Raw genomic sequence first — 14,379 nt, forward strand, 5'->3', positions numbered from 1 at the left:
GTTCACGGCGTGCGGGCCGCTGACGAAGGAGCTTTTCGGTGGGTAGCTTGCGCTGGCTGACGGCGGGGGAGTCGCACGGCCCCGCTCTGGTCGCGACGCTGGAGGGCCTGCCGGCCGGAGTGCCGGTCACCACCGCCATGGTGGCCGACGCGCTGGCCCGCCGGCGGCTCGGCTATGGTCGCGGCGCGCGGATGAAGTTCGAGCAGGACGAGGTGACCTTCCTCGGCGGTGTCCGGCACGGCGAGACCATGGGCTCGCCGGTGGCGGTCATGGTCGGCAACACCGAGTGGCCGAAGTGGGAGCAGGTCATGTCGGCCGACCCGGTCGACCCCGAGGTGCTCGCGGGCCTGGCCCGCAACGAGCCGCTGACCCGGCCCCGCCCGGGCCACGCCGACCTGGCCGGCATGCAGAAGTACTCGATCGACGAGGCCCGGCCGATCCTGGAGCGCGCCAGCGCCCGGGAGACCGCGGCCCGGGTCGCGCTCGGCGCCGTCGCCCGCTCCTACCTGAAGGAGACCTGCGGCATCGAGATCGTCAGCCACGTGGTGGAGCTGGCCGCCGCCAAGGCCCCGGCCGGGGTGCTGCCGCTGCCCGCCGACGAGGCCCGGCTCGACGAGGACCCGGTGCGCTGCCTGGACGCCGACGCGTCGAAGGCGATGGTCGCCGAGATCGACCAGGCCCACAAGGACGGCGACACCCTGGGCGGTGTGGTCGAGGTGCTGGCCTACGGGGTGCCGGTCGGCCTCGGTTCGCATGTGCACTGGGACCGCCGCCTGGACGCCCGGCTGGCCGCCGCGCTGATGGGCATCCAGGCGATCAAGGGCGTCGAGGTCGGCGACGGCTTCGAGCTGGCCCGGATCCCTGGCTCCCAGGCGCACGACGAGATCCTGCCGACCCCCGAGGGCGTCAAGCGCGCCAGCGGCCGCTCCGGCGGCACCGAGGGCGGCCTGTCCACCGGCGAACTGCTGCGCGTCCGGGCCGCGATGAAGCCGATCGCGACCGTCCCGCGCGCCCTGCAGACGCTGGACGTGCGCACCGGCGAGCCCGCCAAGGCGCACCACCAGCGGTCCGACGTGTGCGCCGTCCCGGCGGCCGGCATCGTCGCGGAGGCGATGGTGGCGCTGGTGCTGGCCGACGCGGTGGCGGAGAAGTTCGGCGGCGACAACGTCTCCGAGACCCGCCGCAACGTGCAGTCGTACCTCGACAACCTGATCGTCCGATGAGCACCTCACCCGTGGTGGTGCTGGTCGGCCCGCCCGGCAGTGGCAAGTCCACCGTCGGGCGGGTCCTCGCCGAGCGACTCGGCCTGCCGTTCCGCGACACCGACGACGACATCGAACGGACGGCTGGCAAGCCGATCCCGGAGATTTTCGTCGACGAGGGCGAACCGCACTTCCGGCAGCTCGAACGCGAGGCCGTCGAGGCCGCCGCCGCGGCTCACCCCGGCGTGCTCGCGCTCGGTGGCGGCGCCGTGATGGCCCCCTCCACCCGTGAACTGCTCGCCCCGCTGCCCGTGGTGTTCCTGGAGGTGGCGCTCGCCGACGCGGTCAAGCGGGTCGGCCTGGACGCCCCCCGCCCGCTGCTCGCGGTCAACCCCCGGGCCCGCTGGCGCGAGCTGATGGAGGCCCGCCGCCCGCTGTACCTGGAGGTCGCCACCGCCGTGGTCGACACCCAGGACCGGACGCCCGAGCAGGTCGCCGACGCCGTACTCGAAGCACTGGAGTTGAAGAACCCCCATGACTGACCAGATCGTCCGCATCCAGGTCGCGGGCAGCGACGGCCACGCCCCGTACGAGGTGCTGATCGGGCACCAGCTGCTCGGCGAACTCGCCCCGCTGATCGGCCCGCAGGCGAAGCGCGTCGCGATCATCCACCCGGAGTCGCTGGAGGCCACCGGCGAGGCGATCCGCGAGGACCTGGTCGACCAGGGCTACGAGGCGATCGTCCTCCAGGTCCCGAACGCCGAGGACGCCAAGAGCGTCGAGGTCGCCGCGTACTGCTGGTCGGTGCTCGGCCAGACCGGCTTCACCCGCAGCGATGTGATCATCGGCCTGGGCGGCGGCTCGACCACCGACCTGGCCGGCTTCGTCGCCGCCACCTGGCTGCGCGGAGTGCGCTGGATCTCGGTGCCCACCACGCTGCTCGGCATGGTCGACGCCGCGGTCGGCGGCAAGACCGGCATCAACATCGCCGAGGGCAAGAACATGGTCGGCGCCTTCCACCCGCCCGCGGGCGTGCTGGCCGACCTCGGCACCCTGGAGACCCTCGGCAAGCACGACTACGTCTCCGGCCTGGCCGAGGTGATCAAGGCCGGCTTCATCGCCGACCCGGTCATCCTCGACCTGATCGAGCAGGACCCCGCGGCCGCCACCACCCCCTCCGGCCCGCACACCCTGGAACTCATCCGCCGGGCCATCCAGGTCAAGGCCGACGTGGTCTCCGGCGACCTCAAGGAGTCCGGCCGCCGGGAGATCCTCAACTACGGCCACACCCTCGGCCACGCCATCGAGCGCAACGAGCGCTACAAGTGGCGGCACGGCGCGGCGATCTCCATCGGCATGGTGTTCGCCGCCGAACTCGGCCGCCTGGCCGGGCGGTTGGACGACGCCACCGCCGACCGGCACCGCACCGTGCTGGCCTCCGTCGGCCTGCCGCTCAGCTACCGGGCGGACGCCTGGCCGAAGCTGCTGGACGCCATGAAGATCGACAAGAAGTCCCGCGGCGACCTGCTGCGCTTCATCGTCCTCGACGGCCTGGCCAAGACCTCCGTCCTGGAGGGCCCCGACCCGTCGCTGCTGGTCGCCGCGTACGCCGAGGTCTCCGGATGACCGCCGTCCCGGTGCTCGTCCTGAACGGTCCGAACCTCGGCCGGCTCGGCTCCCGCGAACCCGACGTGTACGGCTCCACCTCGTACGCGGGGTTGGTCGCCCGGTGTACCGCGCTGGGGCTCGAACTCGGCCTGGACGTCTCGGTACGGGAGACCAACTCCGAGGCGGAGATGGTCGGTTGGCTGCACGAGGCGGCGGACGCCAAGACCCCGGTGGTGATCAACCCCGGCGCGTTCACCCACTACTCGTACGCGATGCGGGACGCCGCCGCACAGCGCACCGCCCCCCTCATCGAGGTGCACATCTCCAACCCGTACACCCGCGAGGCCTTCCGCCACACCTCGGTCATCGCGGCCGTCGCCTCCGGCACCATCGCGGGCTTCGGCCTCGGCTCCTACGAACTCGCCCTGCGGGCACTCGCCGAGCAACTGACCACCCGCTGAGCGGCCTCCGGCCCGGTGGCGGACTTGTGCCCGCCACCGGGCCGACGTGTACATTCGGCGCAGGGAGGTGACGGTGAGCCAGTACGCGCAGAGCCACCAGCCGGGGGGCCAGGTGCCGGGGGGGCAGGGCACGCCTCCGTTTCCGACGGCCCCTCAACAGCCGTACCCCGCAACGCCGCTGCCCGCCACCACCCAGGCGATCCCCACCCTCGGACCGACCGCGCCCCGACCCGACCGGCCGACCGTCCCGCTCAAGGCCGTCGCCCCCGTCGCCCCCAGCGGCACCGGATACTTCGTGCTCGCCAGCGGCGGCGCCGTCCAACTCCCCGCCCCGCCAGCGCCGATGCCCGCGCTGCCCGCCCCCCTGCCCACCGGCCCGATCGCCGTCCTCCTGATAGGCCCCGCCGGCGCCGGCAAGACCACCGTCGCCCGCCACTGGGCCGAACGCCGCCCCACCCCCACCGCGCACATCAGCCTCGACGACGTCCGCGAATGGGTCCAGGCCGGCTTCGCCAACCCGCAGTCCGGCTGGAACACCGCCTCCGAGGCCCAGTACCGCCTCGCCCGCCGCACCTGCGGCTTCGCCTGCCGCAACTACCTCGCCAACGGCATCTCCTGCATCATCGACGACGCCGTCTTCCCCGACCGCCCCGCGATCGGCCTCGGCGGCTGGAAACGCCACATCGGCCCCGGCATGATCCCCGTCGTCCTCCTCCCCGGCCTCGACCGCGTCCTCACCCGCAACGCCGAACGCTCCGGCAACCGCCGCCTCTCCGACGACGAGGTGGCCCGCATCCACGGCCGCATGGCCGGCTGGCGCACCTCCGGCCTCCCCATCATCGACAACTCCAACCTCACCGTCCCCGAAACCGCCGCCGCCCTCGACCAGGCCATCCTCACCCGCCTCCACCAGGGCTGACCCCACCCGGGCCTGGGCCTGGTCCTGGTCCGCTGCGCGGGGCTGTGCTGCGCTTGCCTTTCCGCTGCGCGAGTGTGTCCCTTGTTCGACCTGCAGGTTTCCGCTGCGCCGCTTTCGCCGGTGGCTTCGGGAGGCGGGGTTTTGGGCTCTGTCGGGGTGTCGGTGGGGGCTGGGAGAATGGGGGTGTTGGACGGGAACGGATGAGGAGTTGACGCGGGTGCCCGAGGGGCATGTGGTGCATCGGTTGGCGGGGCTGAACGGGGAGCTGTTCGGGGGGCGGGTGGTGGGGGTTTCTTCGCCGCAGGGGCGCTTCGCGGAGGGGGCGGCGCTGTTGGACGGGCGGGTGTTGGATGTCGCGGAGGCGCACGGGAAGCATCTGTTCCTGGGGTTCGGGGACGACTGGCTGCACGTGCACCTGGGGTTGTACGGGAAGTACGAGTTCGGGGTGGGGGAGGCGCCGGCGCCGGTCGGGCAGGTGCGGTTGCGGATGGTGAACGAGGGCGGGTTCGCGGATCTGCGGGGGCCGACGGCGTGCGAGGTGATCACGCCGGGGGAGAAGGCGGCGTTGCACCGGCGGCTCGGGCCGGATCCGTTGCGGGCGGGGGAGCTCGGGGACGCGGCGTGGGAGCGGATTTCCCGGAGCGGGACGTCGGTGGCCGCGTTGTTGATGGACCAGAAGGTGCTGGCGGGTGTCGGCAACGTGTACCGCGCGGAGGTGCTGTTCCGGTTGGGGATCAGTCCGCACCGGGCGGGGCGGGAGCTGCGCCGGGCGGAGTGGGACGCGATCTGGTCGGAGCTGGTGGCGCTGATGCGGGAGGGTGTCGCGGCGGGGCGGATCGACACCGTCCGGCCTGAGCACACGCCGGAGGCGATGGGGCGGCCGCCGCGGGTGGACGACCACGGTGGTGAGGTGTACGTGTACCGGCGGCAGGACCAGCCGTGTCTGGTCTGTGGGACGCCGGTGCGGACGGAGGAATTGGCGGCCCGGAACCTGTTCTGGTGCCCCCGCTGCCAGCAGTCCTGACGCTCCGTCACCAAATCGGGCCGCGGGGGAAGCCTTGACGGAAGGTTGACCGCTCCTTGGGCGAGGGCTCCGGGGCCCGCTCCTATTGTCGGGTTCATGTCCGCACAACCGTTCCGGGGCCCCCGTCCGACTCCGGCCCTTCCGGTCCTGCCGTACCGCAAACCCACCAAGGGTCGTGATTACTGGGTGCTGGACGACGTGCTGCCGGACCCGGACGCGGTGCGCGCCCGGCACCTGGCCCGTACCGACTGGGACGAGGGGTATCCGCACAAGCCGGAGTCCTGGCCTGGGCTGCGGGGGATGCCGGGCCTGGAGCCGGACGAGTTGGCGTACGTCGAGAAGCTGGTGCGGGAGACCGTCGGGGTGCCCAGGGTGTGGGCGCTGAGCGAGGCCGAGGGCGGCACCTTCAACCACAACTGCGTGCAGGTGGTGGGGGAGGGGGAGTGCGAGCCGCGTCCGCACACCGATTCGCGTTCGCTGTGCCGCTACGCGGCGGTGCTGTACCTCAACCCGAACGTGCCGAAGCGGTGCGGGACCAGTTTCTACCGGCAGAGCCTGCCGGGCGGCCGGCTCGGCGGGAACACGGTGGTCGCCCCGCACAACAACCTGGTGGACGCGCTCGGCACCCGTTTCGTCCCGCCGGACTCGTTCACCGAGGATCTGGCCGTCCCGCACCGCTACAACCGGCTGCTGCTGTACACCGCCAACCTGATGCACACCGCGACCGAGTACTACGGCACCACACTGGACGAGAAGCGGATGACCTGCGTGTTCTTCTGGATGGCCTGACCCGCCGTCACCTCGCGGGGCGGGGTGATCTGCGACACCTCCGGAGGGGTCCGCTCTTGCCGCTGCACCCGGGACGGTTCTACGGTGGACGGGCCGTGGTGTTCGGGAAGCCGGTGCACTGTGCTCGTCACAGGAGTCCGGAGCGGCCCTCGCCACTGTGATCGGGGAGTCGTCGGCTCCCACCTCGTGCCACTGGCCGTTCGCGGCCGGGAAGGCCGGGCGCCGACGCCGAACACCCCGTCAGCCAGGAGACCGGCCACGGCATCTCACGAAGTGATCCACGAGGTGCTGGAGCGTGATGCGCGGATGACCGCGTCCGATTCGACCATGCCCGGAAACGTCCCGGGCTCCCCTGTTCCTGCTTTCCGCTGGCGCCGCGAGGACACCTGGCGCACCGCCGGCCTGATGGCGGTGATCCTGGCCCTGCACGTGGCGGCGTTCGGGACGCTGCTGTTCCTGGTGGTGCCGGAGAAGTACCAGGTGGGTACCCAGGTGTTCGGCGTGGGCCTGGGCATCACCGCCTACACCCTGGGCATGCGGCACGCCTTCGACGCCGACCACATCGCGGTGATCGACAACACCACTCGCAAGCTGATGGCGGACGGCCGCCGGCCGGTCTCGGTGGGCTTCTGGTTCGCGCTCGGGCACTCCTCGATGGTGGTGCTGATGGCCGCGCTGGTGGCCGGCGGGGCCGCGCTGGCGGGCACGCTGATGGACGAGGGTTCGACGACCCATCAGGTGCTGGGCACCATCGGCACCACCGCCTCGGGGGCGTTCCTGTACCTGATCGCGGCGCTCAACCTGGTGGCCCTGCTGGGCATCCTGCGGGTGTTCCGGGCGATGCGGGCCGGCCAGTACGACGAGGCCGAGCTGGAGAAGCACCTGGATTCCCGGGGTTTCCTGGCCCGAGTGCTGAGCCGGGCGACCCGGTCGATCACCCGGCCCGGCCAGATGTTCCCGGTGGGCATGGTGCTGGGCCTGGGCTTCGACACCGCCACCGAGGTCACCCTGATGGTGATGGCGGGCTCGGGCGCGGCGTCCGGCCTGCCCTGGTACGCGATCGTCTGCCTGCCGCTGCTGTTCGCGGCCGGGATGAGCCTGTTCGACACCCTCGACGGCACGTTCATGAACTTCGCCTACCAGTGGGCGTTCTCCAACCCGGTTCGCAAGGTGTACTACAACCTGACCATCACGGGTCTGTCGATCGCGGTGGCCTTCGTGATCGGCACCATCGAGCTGGTCGCGGTGCTGCACGACAAGTTCGGCCTGGACGATCCGGTGTCCGACTGGATCGCCGGACTCAGCCTGGACAACGTGGGCTTCGTGATCGTCGGCCTGTTCGTGGTGGTGTGGGCGGCGGCGATCGGCTACTGGCGGATCGCCCGACGGTCCAAGGCGTTCGCCGGGGCGGGGGTCTGAGCCCGCGTGGCCTGACGGAACGTCAACCTGCGGCCAGGATCAGCGTTCCGGCGACCGCCAGTCCGGCGCCGACCACCTGGACCCGCAGCAGCCGTTCCTTGAGCAGGCCGCGCGCCATCAGCGCCGTCACCACGGGGTAGAGCGAGGCCAGCACCGCCGCCACCGCGACCGAGCCCAGGTGGGTGGCGGCGGCGTACAGGCCGTTCGCGGCGACGTCGGCGACGCCGACGGCGGTCAGCGAGGGCAACGAGCGGGCCGCGCCGCGCAGTTCGAGCGGCTCCCGGCGGGCGGCGGCGGCCAGCATGCCGATGCCGACCACCGCGTTGGTCAGTCGTTGCACGCACAGCGTCAGCAGCAGTCCGCCGCCGGTGCTGGCGTAGCCGATCAGGGCGAGCACCGCGCCGAACGCGAACGCGGCGGAGAGGGTGAGGACGAGCACCTGGCGGCTCACGGCCGGTCCGCCGCGCTGCGGGCCGCCCGCCAGCGCGACCCCGGCGATCGCCACCAGGATCCCCAGCCCCTGGACGACGCCCGGCCGCTCGCCGAGGAACAGGCCGACCCCGATCGGCACCAGCACGCCGACGGTGGCCAGCGGCGAGACCACGCCCATCGGTCCGAGGGCGAGGGCCCGGTAGAACGCGAGCAGGGCGAACGGCCCGAGCACGCCGGCCGCGACGGCGTACCAGAGCGCGGGACCGGCGTCCGCCCAGCCGCCGGTGGCGGTGACGGCCACCGCGAGGACCAGGGCGGCCGCGGTCTGCGAGAGCACCACGACGCCGAGCGCGGGCAGTCGGCGGGTGATCGTGCCGCCGCCGTAGTCGGCGACGCCCCAGAGCAGGCTGGCGAGCAGGGCGAGAGCGGCGCTCATGAGGCCGGGAGCGCGTCGGGTCGGGGCAGCATGGTGGACTCCGCAGTACAGTCGGTGGACCTGTCGTGCGGTCGCAGCATAGTTCACCCCCCTGAACCGACCCAACCAATATATTGGACTCAAGCGTGCCGGAACCCGATCTCGTCACCCAGGCCCTCGCCCGCAACCTCAAGCGGCTGCGCACCGAACGCGGCCACACCCTGGACGCCCTCGCGGCCCGCTCCGGCGTCAGCCGCGGCATGGTGGTCCAGATCGAGCAGGCCCGCACCAACCCCAGCGTCGGCACCGTGGTCCGCCTCGCCGACGCCCTCGGCGTCTCGATCGCCCGACTGCTCGACTACGACGAGACCTCGGTGGTGCGGATCGTCCCCGCCGAGGAGGCCGTGCGGCTGTGGAGCGGCCCGGACGGCGGCAGCGGCGTCCTGCTGAACGGCATCGAGGCCCCCGGTCCGCTGGAGCTGTGGAACTGGCACCTGCGCCCCGGCGAGACCCACGCCTCCGACCCGCACCCGGCCGGCACCGTCGAGATCGCCCGGATCGACGAGGGCGAACTCACCCTGGTGCTCGACGGCCGCGCCCACCGCATCCCGGCCGGCTCCACCGCCTCCTACGAGGCCGGCACCGCCCACAGCTACCGCAATGAGGGCGACGTCGACTGCCGCCTCACCCTGGTGGTCTCCGTCCCCCCGCCGACCGGCAAATGAGCCCGGCCGGCAAATGAGCCCGGCCGGTACGTGAGCAGCCCGATCGGGGCATGGGCAGCCCGGTCGGGGCATGGGTGGGGGCCCCGGGAGACTCCCGGGGCCCCTCACCGGCTGTCGGTCAGAGGCCGTACCTGCGGCGGTACAGCTCCACCCGGCCCGCAGTGTCCAGCAGGCGGGCCTTGCCGGTGTAGAACGGGTGGCTCGCGGAGGACGTCTCGACGTCCACCACCGGGTACGTCCGCCCGTCCGTCCACTCGACCGTCCGACCGCTCGACGCGGTGGAGCGGGTCAGGAACGACAGGCCGCCCGTCTTGTCCCGGAACACCACCGGACGGTACTCGGGGTGCACTCCCTGCTTCATCTGCTCCTCCTTCTGCAAGCCCTCGAACTGCTCAATTCCGTTGAACGTCAACGGGTTTCGCGGAACTCCACGTGCCGCCCGGCCACCGGGTCGAACTTCCGCAGCACGATCCGGTCCGGGTTGGTCCGGCGGTTCTTGCGGGTCACGTAGCTGAAGCCCGTGCCCGCCGTGGACCGGAGCGTGATCACCGGTCGCAGCTCGCTGCGCGCCATCTCGAACCTCCCAATCCCGGCAACGATTGCCGTTTTCATGTGGCCACAACACGGCCCCGCCCCTCGGCATTCCCGCCCACCGATCGGGCCCGTCCCGACGGGCGGCCCCCCGGACCCGTTCGTAGGCTCGGAGACATGTCCGACGCGCACGCCGCCCGACGCGAACGCCTCCGCGAGTACTGCAGCGCCTCCGGGGCCGACGCCGCGCTGATCACGCGCGCCGCGAACGTCCGCTACCTCACCGGCTGCCCGCCGTGCGGCGCCGCGCTGCTGCTCACCCGCGAGCGGGCGGTGCTCGCGCTGCCGGAGGACGTGCCGCCCGAGGAGGCGGTGGAGCGGGAGGTGGACGAGGAGGTCACCCGGCTGCCGGTGCCCGCCGAGACGGACGCCGCGGTCGCCGCCGCCGAGGCCGCGGCCCGGCTGCGGGTTGCGGACCTCGCCGTCGAGGAGCACGACCTGACGGTCGACCGGCACCGCGCCGTCGGCCGGCTGGCCGCGCCGGCCCGGCTGCTCGACCTGGACCGGGCGGTGGAGCGGCTGCGGGTGGTCAAGGACGAGCACGAGCTCGCCGACCTGCGGATCGCCGCCGAGATCGCCGACCAGGCGCTCGGCGAGCTGCTCGAATCGATCCTGGTCGGCCGCACCGAACGCCACCTGGCGATGGAGCTGGAGCGCCGGATGATCGACCACGGCGCCGACCGGGCCGCCTTCCCGGTCTCCGTGGGCACCGGCAGCCACTCCGGCCTGGAGCGCCACCAGCCCACCGACCGCCGGGTCGAGGAGGGCGACTTCCTCACCGTCGCCCTGGGCGCGCAGTACCGCGGCTACGGCATCTCCACCGCCCGCACCTTCGTGATCGGCGCCGCCCCGGCCGCCTGGCAGGTCGAGCTGCACCGCCTGGTGTTCCGGGCCCAGCGGGCCGGTCGGGAGGCGCTCGGGCCGGGCGTCGAGCAGCACGTCCCGGACGACGCGGCCCGCTCGATCCTGCAGGCCGCGGGCCACGCCGAGCACGCCGTCCACCCGCTGGGACACGGCATCGGCCTGGAGATCAGGGAGGCTCCGCGCCTCGGCCCCGCCGACATGGGTAAACTGGACAATCGCGTGCCGGTCACCGTCGGTCCAGGAGTGCATCTCCCGGGTCGCGGCGGAGTCCGGATCGAGGACACGCTCGTGGTGCGGCCTCCCGAGGAGGGCGGGCCCGAGCTGCTCACCATCACCACCAAGGAGCTCCTCGCGCTGTAGTCCCACAGGCTTCGGCGGCGCACTGCTTGGTGTTCTTTGACAGCGGACATATCAGGAGTAAGTGCGCCCGTGGCTACCACGAACGATCTCAAGAACGGCATGGTCCTCAAGCTGGACGGCGGCAAGCTCTGGTCCGTCGTCGAGTTCCAGCACGTCAAGCCCGGCAAGGGCCCGGCCTTCGTTCGCACCAAGCTGAAGGAGGTCCTCACCGGCAAGGTCGTCGAGAAGACCTTCAACGCGGGCATCAAGGTCGAGACCGCCAACGTCGACAAGCGGACGATGCAGTACTCGTACCGCGACGGCGAGACCTTCATCTTCATGGACATGGACACCTACGACCAGGTCCCGGTCGACGCCGCCACCGTCGGCGACGCCGCCAAGTACCTGCTCGAGGGCTTCGAGGCCCTGGTCGCGCAGAACGAGGGCGTCCCGCTGTACATCGAGCTCCCCGCCGCGGTCGAGCTGGTCATCTCCGAGACCGAGCCGGGCCTGCAGGGCGACCGCTCCACCGGTGGCACCAAGCCCGCCACCCTGGAGACCGGCGCCGAGATCCAGGTGCCGCTGTTCGTCACCACCGGCGAGAAGGTCAAGGTCGACACCCGCGACGGCAGCTACCTCGGCCGGGTCAAGTAATCGTGGCCTCTGCTCGCACCAAGGCCCGCACCCGGGCCTTCCAGATCCTGTTCGAGGCGGACCACCGCGGCGTGTCCCCCGAGCGGGTGCTCGCCGACTGGGTGGCGCGCTCGCGCGACCCCCGTCCGGACGAGGGCATTCCGCAGGTCGCGGAGTACACCATGCAGCTGGTCGAGGGCTACGCGCAGCACGCGCGCACCATCGACGACCTGATCTCCACCTACGCGGTGGGCTGGACGCTCGACCGGATGCCGATCGCGGACCGCAACGTCCTGAGGCTCGGCACGTACGAGCTGATCTGGGAGGACGGCACCCCCGACGCGGTCGTCCTGGACGAGGCCGTCGAGATCGCCAAGGAGTACTCCACGGACGAGTCGCCGGCCTTCGTGAACGGTCTGCTCGCCCGGTTCCTGGAGCTCAAGCCGACCATTCGGCGCTGAGCCCGCAGTGCCCCTCGAAGGCCGTCGGACCTGTTGGTCCGGCGGCCTTCGCGCGTAAGCTACCGGCAAGTAATGAGTTTCGCGCCTGCGCAGAAGGGCCTCAGCCATGCCGGAGATCACCAGCGAGTTCGACCGGGGCATCGCGCTCACCCCGCACCCCGACGAGCCCGGCCGCTACGACGGCGAACTCGGCGACGGCTGGCAGATCGGCGGCGGCGTCAACGGCGGACTGCTGCTCGCCTTCGCCGCGCACGCCCTCGCCCTGGAGGCCGGGCCCGGCCACCCGCACCCGCTGACCGTCAGCGGCACCTACGTCTCGCCGTCCCGCCCCGGGCCGGCCACCGTCCGCACCGAGATCATGCGCCGCGGCCGCACCCTGGCCACCGGCAGCGCGATCCTCTCCCAGGACGGCGAGGAACGGCTGCGGGTCACCGCCGCCTTCACCGACCTTGCCGCCCTCGACGGCGAGGTCGCCACCACCGCCGTGCCGCCCGTGCTGCCCGCCCCCGAACAGTGCATAGGGATCGAGCACGCGCCCAAGGAACTCATCTCCCAGGCCGCCCTGTTGCAGCGGATGGACCTGCGCCTCGACCCGGCCACCGTCGGCTGGGCGCTCGGCCAACCGTCCAAGGAGGGCCGCATCCAGGGCTGGTTCAAGCTGGCCGACGGCCGCCCCGCCGACCCGCTGTCGCTGCTGCTCACCGCCGACGCGCTGCCCCCGGTCACCTTCGACCTGGGCCGCCCCGGCTGGGCCCCCACCATCGAACTGACCGTCCACCTGCGGGCGTTGCCCGCGGACGGCTGGCTGCGGGTCTCGCACGCCACCCGCAACGTGGCCGGCGGTTACTTCGAGGAGGACTGCGAGATCTGGGACGAGGACGGCCGCCTGGTCGCCCAGTCCCGCCAGCTCGCCAAGACCCCGCGGTAGGCCCGTTCCTGACGGTCGGTTGCAGAGTTGTGACAGCCCGTGTGTGTGGGACGGGTGCGGATGGGGAGAAGTGGGTCAGCAGTTGCTCGACCGAGATCCCCGGGAGCCACCGATGTCCAGGAACAGCCGCCGGCCGCGCCGTTGCGGTGCCGAGCCCTCGCGCCGCAGCGACGAGGCCTTCGTCACCGGGATCCTGACCGACGAGGCCGACTTCGCCCGGGCGCGGGAGTGGCAGCTCACCGACGCGCCGGACTACGACACCTACCTGCGGGAGGCCGCCGGGCTGCTGGCCGGGGCGGTGGACGGGTACGCGACCGTCCGGGCCCGGATGTTCCACCCGGACGACTTCGCGGACTACTGCCTGCTGCACGGCGTCGACCCCGGCGAGCAGGCCGCCCGGGACGGCTACCTGGTCAACCCGCCGCTGCAGACCCAGCTGGTCACCTACCGCGGTGAGGACCTGGCCGACTTCGTGCCGCGCCTGGTCCGGGCCCGCGAGGGCGGTCTGACGCTGCGCCACGCCGACCTGGTGATGGACGGCGCGCTGTGCGAGGCGGAGCTGGCCGCCGCCGACCCGCGGGTGCGCTGGACGTACCAGCAGGCCTCCGAGGTGTTCCGCCGGGTGCTGGTCGGCGCCGGCTGCGGCGCGTACGAGTTCCGGGTCGCGGTGGACGCCCCCGGCGGGCCGCTGGAGGCGCACGCCCGGGTGCTGCACTGGGAGGACGGCGCGGTCCGGATCCACGACGAGGAGCTCGACCTGATCACCGCGGTGCTCTGCGCGGGCCTGTACGGCGAACTGCCGGGCGTCGCGGTGCTGCACGGGACGCAGGGCTCCGGCGCGGTGTGCGGCGAGTACCGGCAGGTCGCCTGGGCCTGGCGCAGCACCGGCTTCGACTGGTCGCCGGCCGAGCTCGCGGTGGACGGCGTCCCGGCCGGTCCGGGGTTCAGCCTCGGCACCGTGGTCTGAGCACGCGACAGCGGGGCGGGCCGCCGGAGAACCGGCCGCCCGCCCCGCTGTGACGTTTCTTCAGAACTTTTCGGAGCGCGCAGGCTCAGCTCGCGTCGTCCTCGCGGACGGCGCGCCGCGCGTCCGGGTTCAGCACGCCCCAGCTGATCAGCTGCTCGGTGAGGATCGAGGGGGACTGGTCGTAGATCACGGCCAGCGTGCGCAGGTCGTCCTGGCGGATCGAGAGCACCTTGCCGTTGTAGTCGCCGCGCTGCGACTGGATGGTCGCGGCGTAGCGCTGCAGCGGTCCGGCCTTCTCGGACGGGACCTGGGTCAGGCGCTCCAGGTCGAGCACCAGGCGCGGCGGCGGCTCGGCCGCGCCGCCCGGGGTGCCGCCGGGCAGCAGCTCCTGCACCGGGACGCCGTAGAACTCGGACAGCTCGGCGAGGCGCTGCACCGTGACGGCGCGGTCGCCGCGCTCGTAGGAGCCGACGACGACAGCCTTCCAGCGACCCTGGGACTTCTCCTCGACGCCGTGCAGGGAGAGACCCTGCTGAGTGCGGATCGCCCGGAGCTTGGCCCCGAGCTGCTTCGCGTAGTCGCTGGACATGGATCTCCCCGGA

At 72.4% G+C, this 14,379-nt stretch carries 18 protein-coding genes and 1 riboswitch; of the genes, 14 read left to right on the plus strand and 4 right to left on the minus strand.

The genetic code is table 11. The features are described 5' to 3' along the window. Positions 1-38 precede the first annotated feature (38 nt). The 8 genes from aroC (at position 39) to ACI1MP_RS30710 (ending at position 7,422) form a co-directional block, all read left to right on the plus strand. Positions 39-1,223 carry a chorismate synthase gene (aroC, locus tag ACI1MP_RS30675; protein WP_100585093.1) on the plus strand — a complete coding sequence of 395 codons (1,185 nt, stop codon included), beginning with the start codon at positions 39-41 and terminating at the stop codon, positions 1,221-1,223. Beyond that, a complete protein-coding gene (locus tag ACI1MP_RS30680) occupies positions 1,220-1,744 on the plus strand; it encodes a shikimate kinase (RefSeq protein ID WP_100585094.1) in 525 nt (174 codons plus the stop codon). The genes aroC and ACI1MP_RS30680 overlap by 4 nt, the downstream gene beginning before the upstream one ends. Then, positions 1,737-2,828 (plus strand): 3-dehydroquinate synthase, encoded by a 1,092-nt coding sequence (aroB, locus tag ACI1MP_RS30685; RefSeq protein ID WP_404869975.1) that lies wholly within the window; start codon positions 1,737-1,739, stop codon positions 2,826-2,828. Before ACI1MP_RS30680 ends, aroB begins: the two co-directional genes overlap by 8 nt. Further along, complete coding sequence (gene aroQ, locus ACI1MP_RS30690) at positions 2,825-3,271, plus strand: type II 3-dehydroquinate dehydratase (protein WP_380338734.1); 447 nt, start codon at positions 2,825-2,827, stop codon at positions 3,269-3,271. The genes aroB and aroQ overlap by 4 nt, the downstream gene beginning before the upstream one ends. Before the next feature lie 73 nt (positions 3,272-3,344). Next, positions 3,345-4,190, plus strand: a complete 846-nt coding sequence (locus tag ACI1MP_RS30695) for an AAA family ATPase (RefSeq protein WP_404869976.1) — start codon at positions 3,345-3,347, stop codon at positions 4,188-4,190. A gap of 217 nt (positions 4,191-4,407) precedes the next feature. Then, positions 4,408-5,214, plus strand: coding sequence for an Fpg/Nei family DNA glycosylase (locus ACI1MP_RS30700; protein WP_404869977.1), 807 nt, complete (start codon positions 4,408-4,410; stop codon positions 5,212-5,214). 96 nt (positions 5,215-5,310) lie between these two features. After that, entirely contained in the window at positions 5,311-6,003 is a 693-nt protein-coding gene (locus ACI1MP_RS30705) for a DUF6445 family protein (protein WP_380338725.1), read from the plus strand. Positions 6,004-6,082: 79 nt separating this feature from the next. Next, a riboswitch (cobalamin riboswitch) is annotated at positions 6,083-6,279 on the plus strand. A 51-nt stretch (positions 6,280-6,330) separates the two neighbouring features. Then, a complete protein-coding gene (locus tag ACI1MP_RS30710) occupies positions 6,331-7,422 on the plus strand; it encodes a HoxN/HupN/NixA family nickel/cobalt transporter (RefSeq protein ID WP_404869978.1) in 1,092 nt (363 codons plus the stop codon). Between the two features lie 22 nt (positions 7,423-7,444). On the opposite strand, the gene ACI1MP_RS30715 is transcribed toward ACI1MP_RS30710, so the two are convergent. Then, positions 7,445-8,290 carry an EamA family transporter gene (locus ACI1MP_RS30715; RefSeq protein WP_404869979.1) on the minus strand — a complete coding sequence of 282 codons (846 nt, stop codon included), beginning with the start codon at positions 8,288-8,290 and terminating at the stop codon, positions 7,445-7,447. 125 nt (positions 8,291-8,415) lie between these two features. Here ACI1MP_RS30715 and ACI1MP_RS30720 point away from each other — a divergent pair, with 125 nt between their 5' ends. Then, positions 8,416-8,994 (plus strand): XRE family transcriptional regulator, encoded by a 579-nt coding sequence (locus tag ACI1MP_RS30720; protein ID WP_404869980.1) that lies wholly within the window; start codon positions 8,416-8,418, stop codon positions 8,992-8,994. Between the two features lie 118 nt (positions 8,995-9,112). Here ACI1MP_RS30720 and ACI1MP_RS30725 read toward each other — a convergent pair whose 3' ends face one another. Together ACI1MP_RS30725 and rpmG are read right to left on the minus strand one after the other, a co-directional pair. Next, positions 9,113-9,355, minus strand: a complete 243-nt coding sequence (locus ACI1MP_RS30725) for a type B 50S ribosomal protein L31 (protein ID WP_073816854.1) — start codon at positions 9,353-9,355, stop codon at positions 9,113-9,115. Between the two features lie 47 nt (positions 9,356-9,402). Continuing rightward, the gene (gene rpmG / locus ACI1MP_RS30730) at positions 9,403-9,567 is read right to left on the minus strand and encodes a 50S ribosomal protein L33 (RefSeq protein ID WP_100585102.1); all 165 of its coding nucleotides are present in this window, start codon (positions 9,565-9,567) and stop codon (positions 9,403-9,405) included. Positions 9,568-9,702: 135 nt separating this feature from the next. Between rpmG and ACI1MP_RS30735 the strand changes: the two genes are divergently transcribed. From ACI1MP_RS30735 to ACI1MP_RS30755, 5 genes are all read left to right on the plus strand, one after another. Next, positions 9,703-10,809: an aminopeptidase P family protein gene (locus ACI1MP_RS30735; protein WP_100585103.1), complete on the plus strand. Its 1,107-nt coding sequence runs from the start codon at positions 9,703-9,705 to the stop codon at positions 10,807-10,809. Between the two features lie 69 nt (positions 10,810-10,878). Next, positions 10,879-11,442: an elongation factor P gene (gene efp / locus ACI1MP_RS30740; protein WP_043908517.1), complete on the plus strand. Its 564-nt coding sequence runs from the start codon at positions 10,879-10,881 to the stop codon at positions 11,440-11,442. 2 nt (positions 11,443-11,444) lie between these two features. Then, positions 11,445-11,882 (plus strand): transcription antitermination factor NusB, encoded by a 438-nt coding sequence (gene nusB / locus ACI1MP_RS30745; RefSeq protein ID WP_043908514.1) that lies wholly within the window; start codon positions 11,445-11,447, stop codon positions 11,880-11,882. 106 nt (positions 11,883-11,988) lie between these two features. Beyond that, complete coding sequence (locus ACI1MP_RS30750; RefSeq protein WP_404869981.1) at positions 11,989-12,810, plus strand: thioesterase family protein; 822 nt, start codon at positions 11,989-11,991, stop codon at positions 12,808-12,810. 112 nt (positions 12,811-12,922) lie between these two features. Then, positions 12,923-13,777 carry a hypothetical protein gene (locus ACI1MP_RS30755; RefSeq protein ID WP_380338704.1) on the plus strand — a complete coding sequence of 285 codons (855 nt, stop codon included), beginning with the start codon at positions 12,923-12,925 and terminating at the stop codon, positions 13,775-13,777. A gap of 85 nt (positions 13,778-13,862) precedes the next feature. Here the strand turns inward: ACI1MP_RS30755 and ACI1MP_RS30760 are convergent, their stop codons facing one another. Continuing rightward, positions 13,863-14,366: a transcriptional regulator gene (locus ACI1MP_RS30760; RefSeq protein ID WP_043908507.1), complete on the minus strand. Its 504-nt coding sequence runs from the start codon at positions 14,364-14,366 to the stop codon at positions 13,863-13,865. Between the last annotated feature and the right edge of the window lie 13 nt (positions 14,367-14,379).

Source organism: Kitasatospora griseola (assembly GCF_044999035.1).
Taxonomy (GTDB): domain Bacteria; phylum Actinomycetota; class Actinomycetes; order Streptomycetales; family Streptomycetaceae; genus Kitasatospora; species Kitasatospora griseola.

Excerpts from the sequence above, each read along its gene's own strand:
- aroB (WP_404869975.1), top strand. The coding sequence starts at position 1,737 with ATGACTGACCAGATCGTCCGCATCCAGGTCGCGGGCAGCGACGGCCAC.
- ACI1MP_RS30715 (WP_404869979.1), bottom strand. The coding sequence starts at position 8,290 with ATGAGCGCCGCTCTCGCCCTGCTCGCCAGCCTGCTCTGGGGCGTCGCC.
- ACI1MP_RS30760 (WP_043908507.1), bottom strand. The coding sequence starts at position 14,366 with ATGTCCAGCGACTACGCGAAGCAGCTCGGGGCCAAGCTCCGGGCGATC.
- ACI1MP_RS30710 (WP_404869978.1), top strand. The coding sequence starts at position 6,331 with ATGCCCGGAAACGTCCCGGGCTCCCCTGTTCCTGCTTTCCGCTGGCGC.
- ACI1MP_RS30755 (WP_380338704.1), top strand. The coding sequence starts at position 12,923 with ATGTCCAGGAACAGCCGCCGGCCGCGCCGTTGCGGTGCCGAGCCCTCG.
- aroQ (WP_380338734.1), top strand. The coding sequence starts at position 2,825 with ATGACCGCCGTCCCGGTGCTCGTCCTGAACGGTCCGAACCTCGGCCGG.
- ACI1MP_RS30680 (WP_100585094.1), top strand. The coding sequence starts at position 1,220 with ATGAGCACCTCACCCGTGGTGGTGCTGGTCGGCCCGCCCGGCAGTGGC.
- rpmG (WP_100585102.1), bottom strand. The coding sequence starts at position 9,567 with ATGGCGCGCAGCGAGCTGCGACCGGTGATCACGCTCCGGTCCACGGCG.
- ACI1MP_RS30725 (WP_073816854.1), bottom strand. The coding sequence starts at position 9,355 with ATGAAGCAGGGAGTGCACCCCGAGTACCGTCCGGTGGTGTTCCGGGAC.
- ACI1MP_RS30750 (WP_404869981.1), top strand. The coding sequence starts at position 11,989 with ATGCCGGAGATCACCAGCGAGTTCGACCGGGGCATCGCGCTCACCCCG.
- ACI1MP_RS30705 (WP_380338725.1), top strand. The coding sequence starts at position 5,311 with ATGTCCGCACAACCGTTCCGGGGCCCCCGTCCGACTCCGGCCCTTCCG.
- ACI1MP_RS30735 (WP_100585103.1), top strand. The coding sequence starts at position 9,703 with ATGTCCGACGCGCACGCCGCCCGACGCGAACGCCTCCGCGAGTACTGC.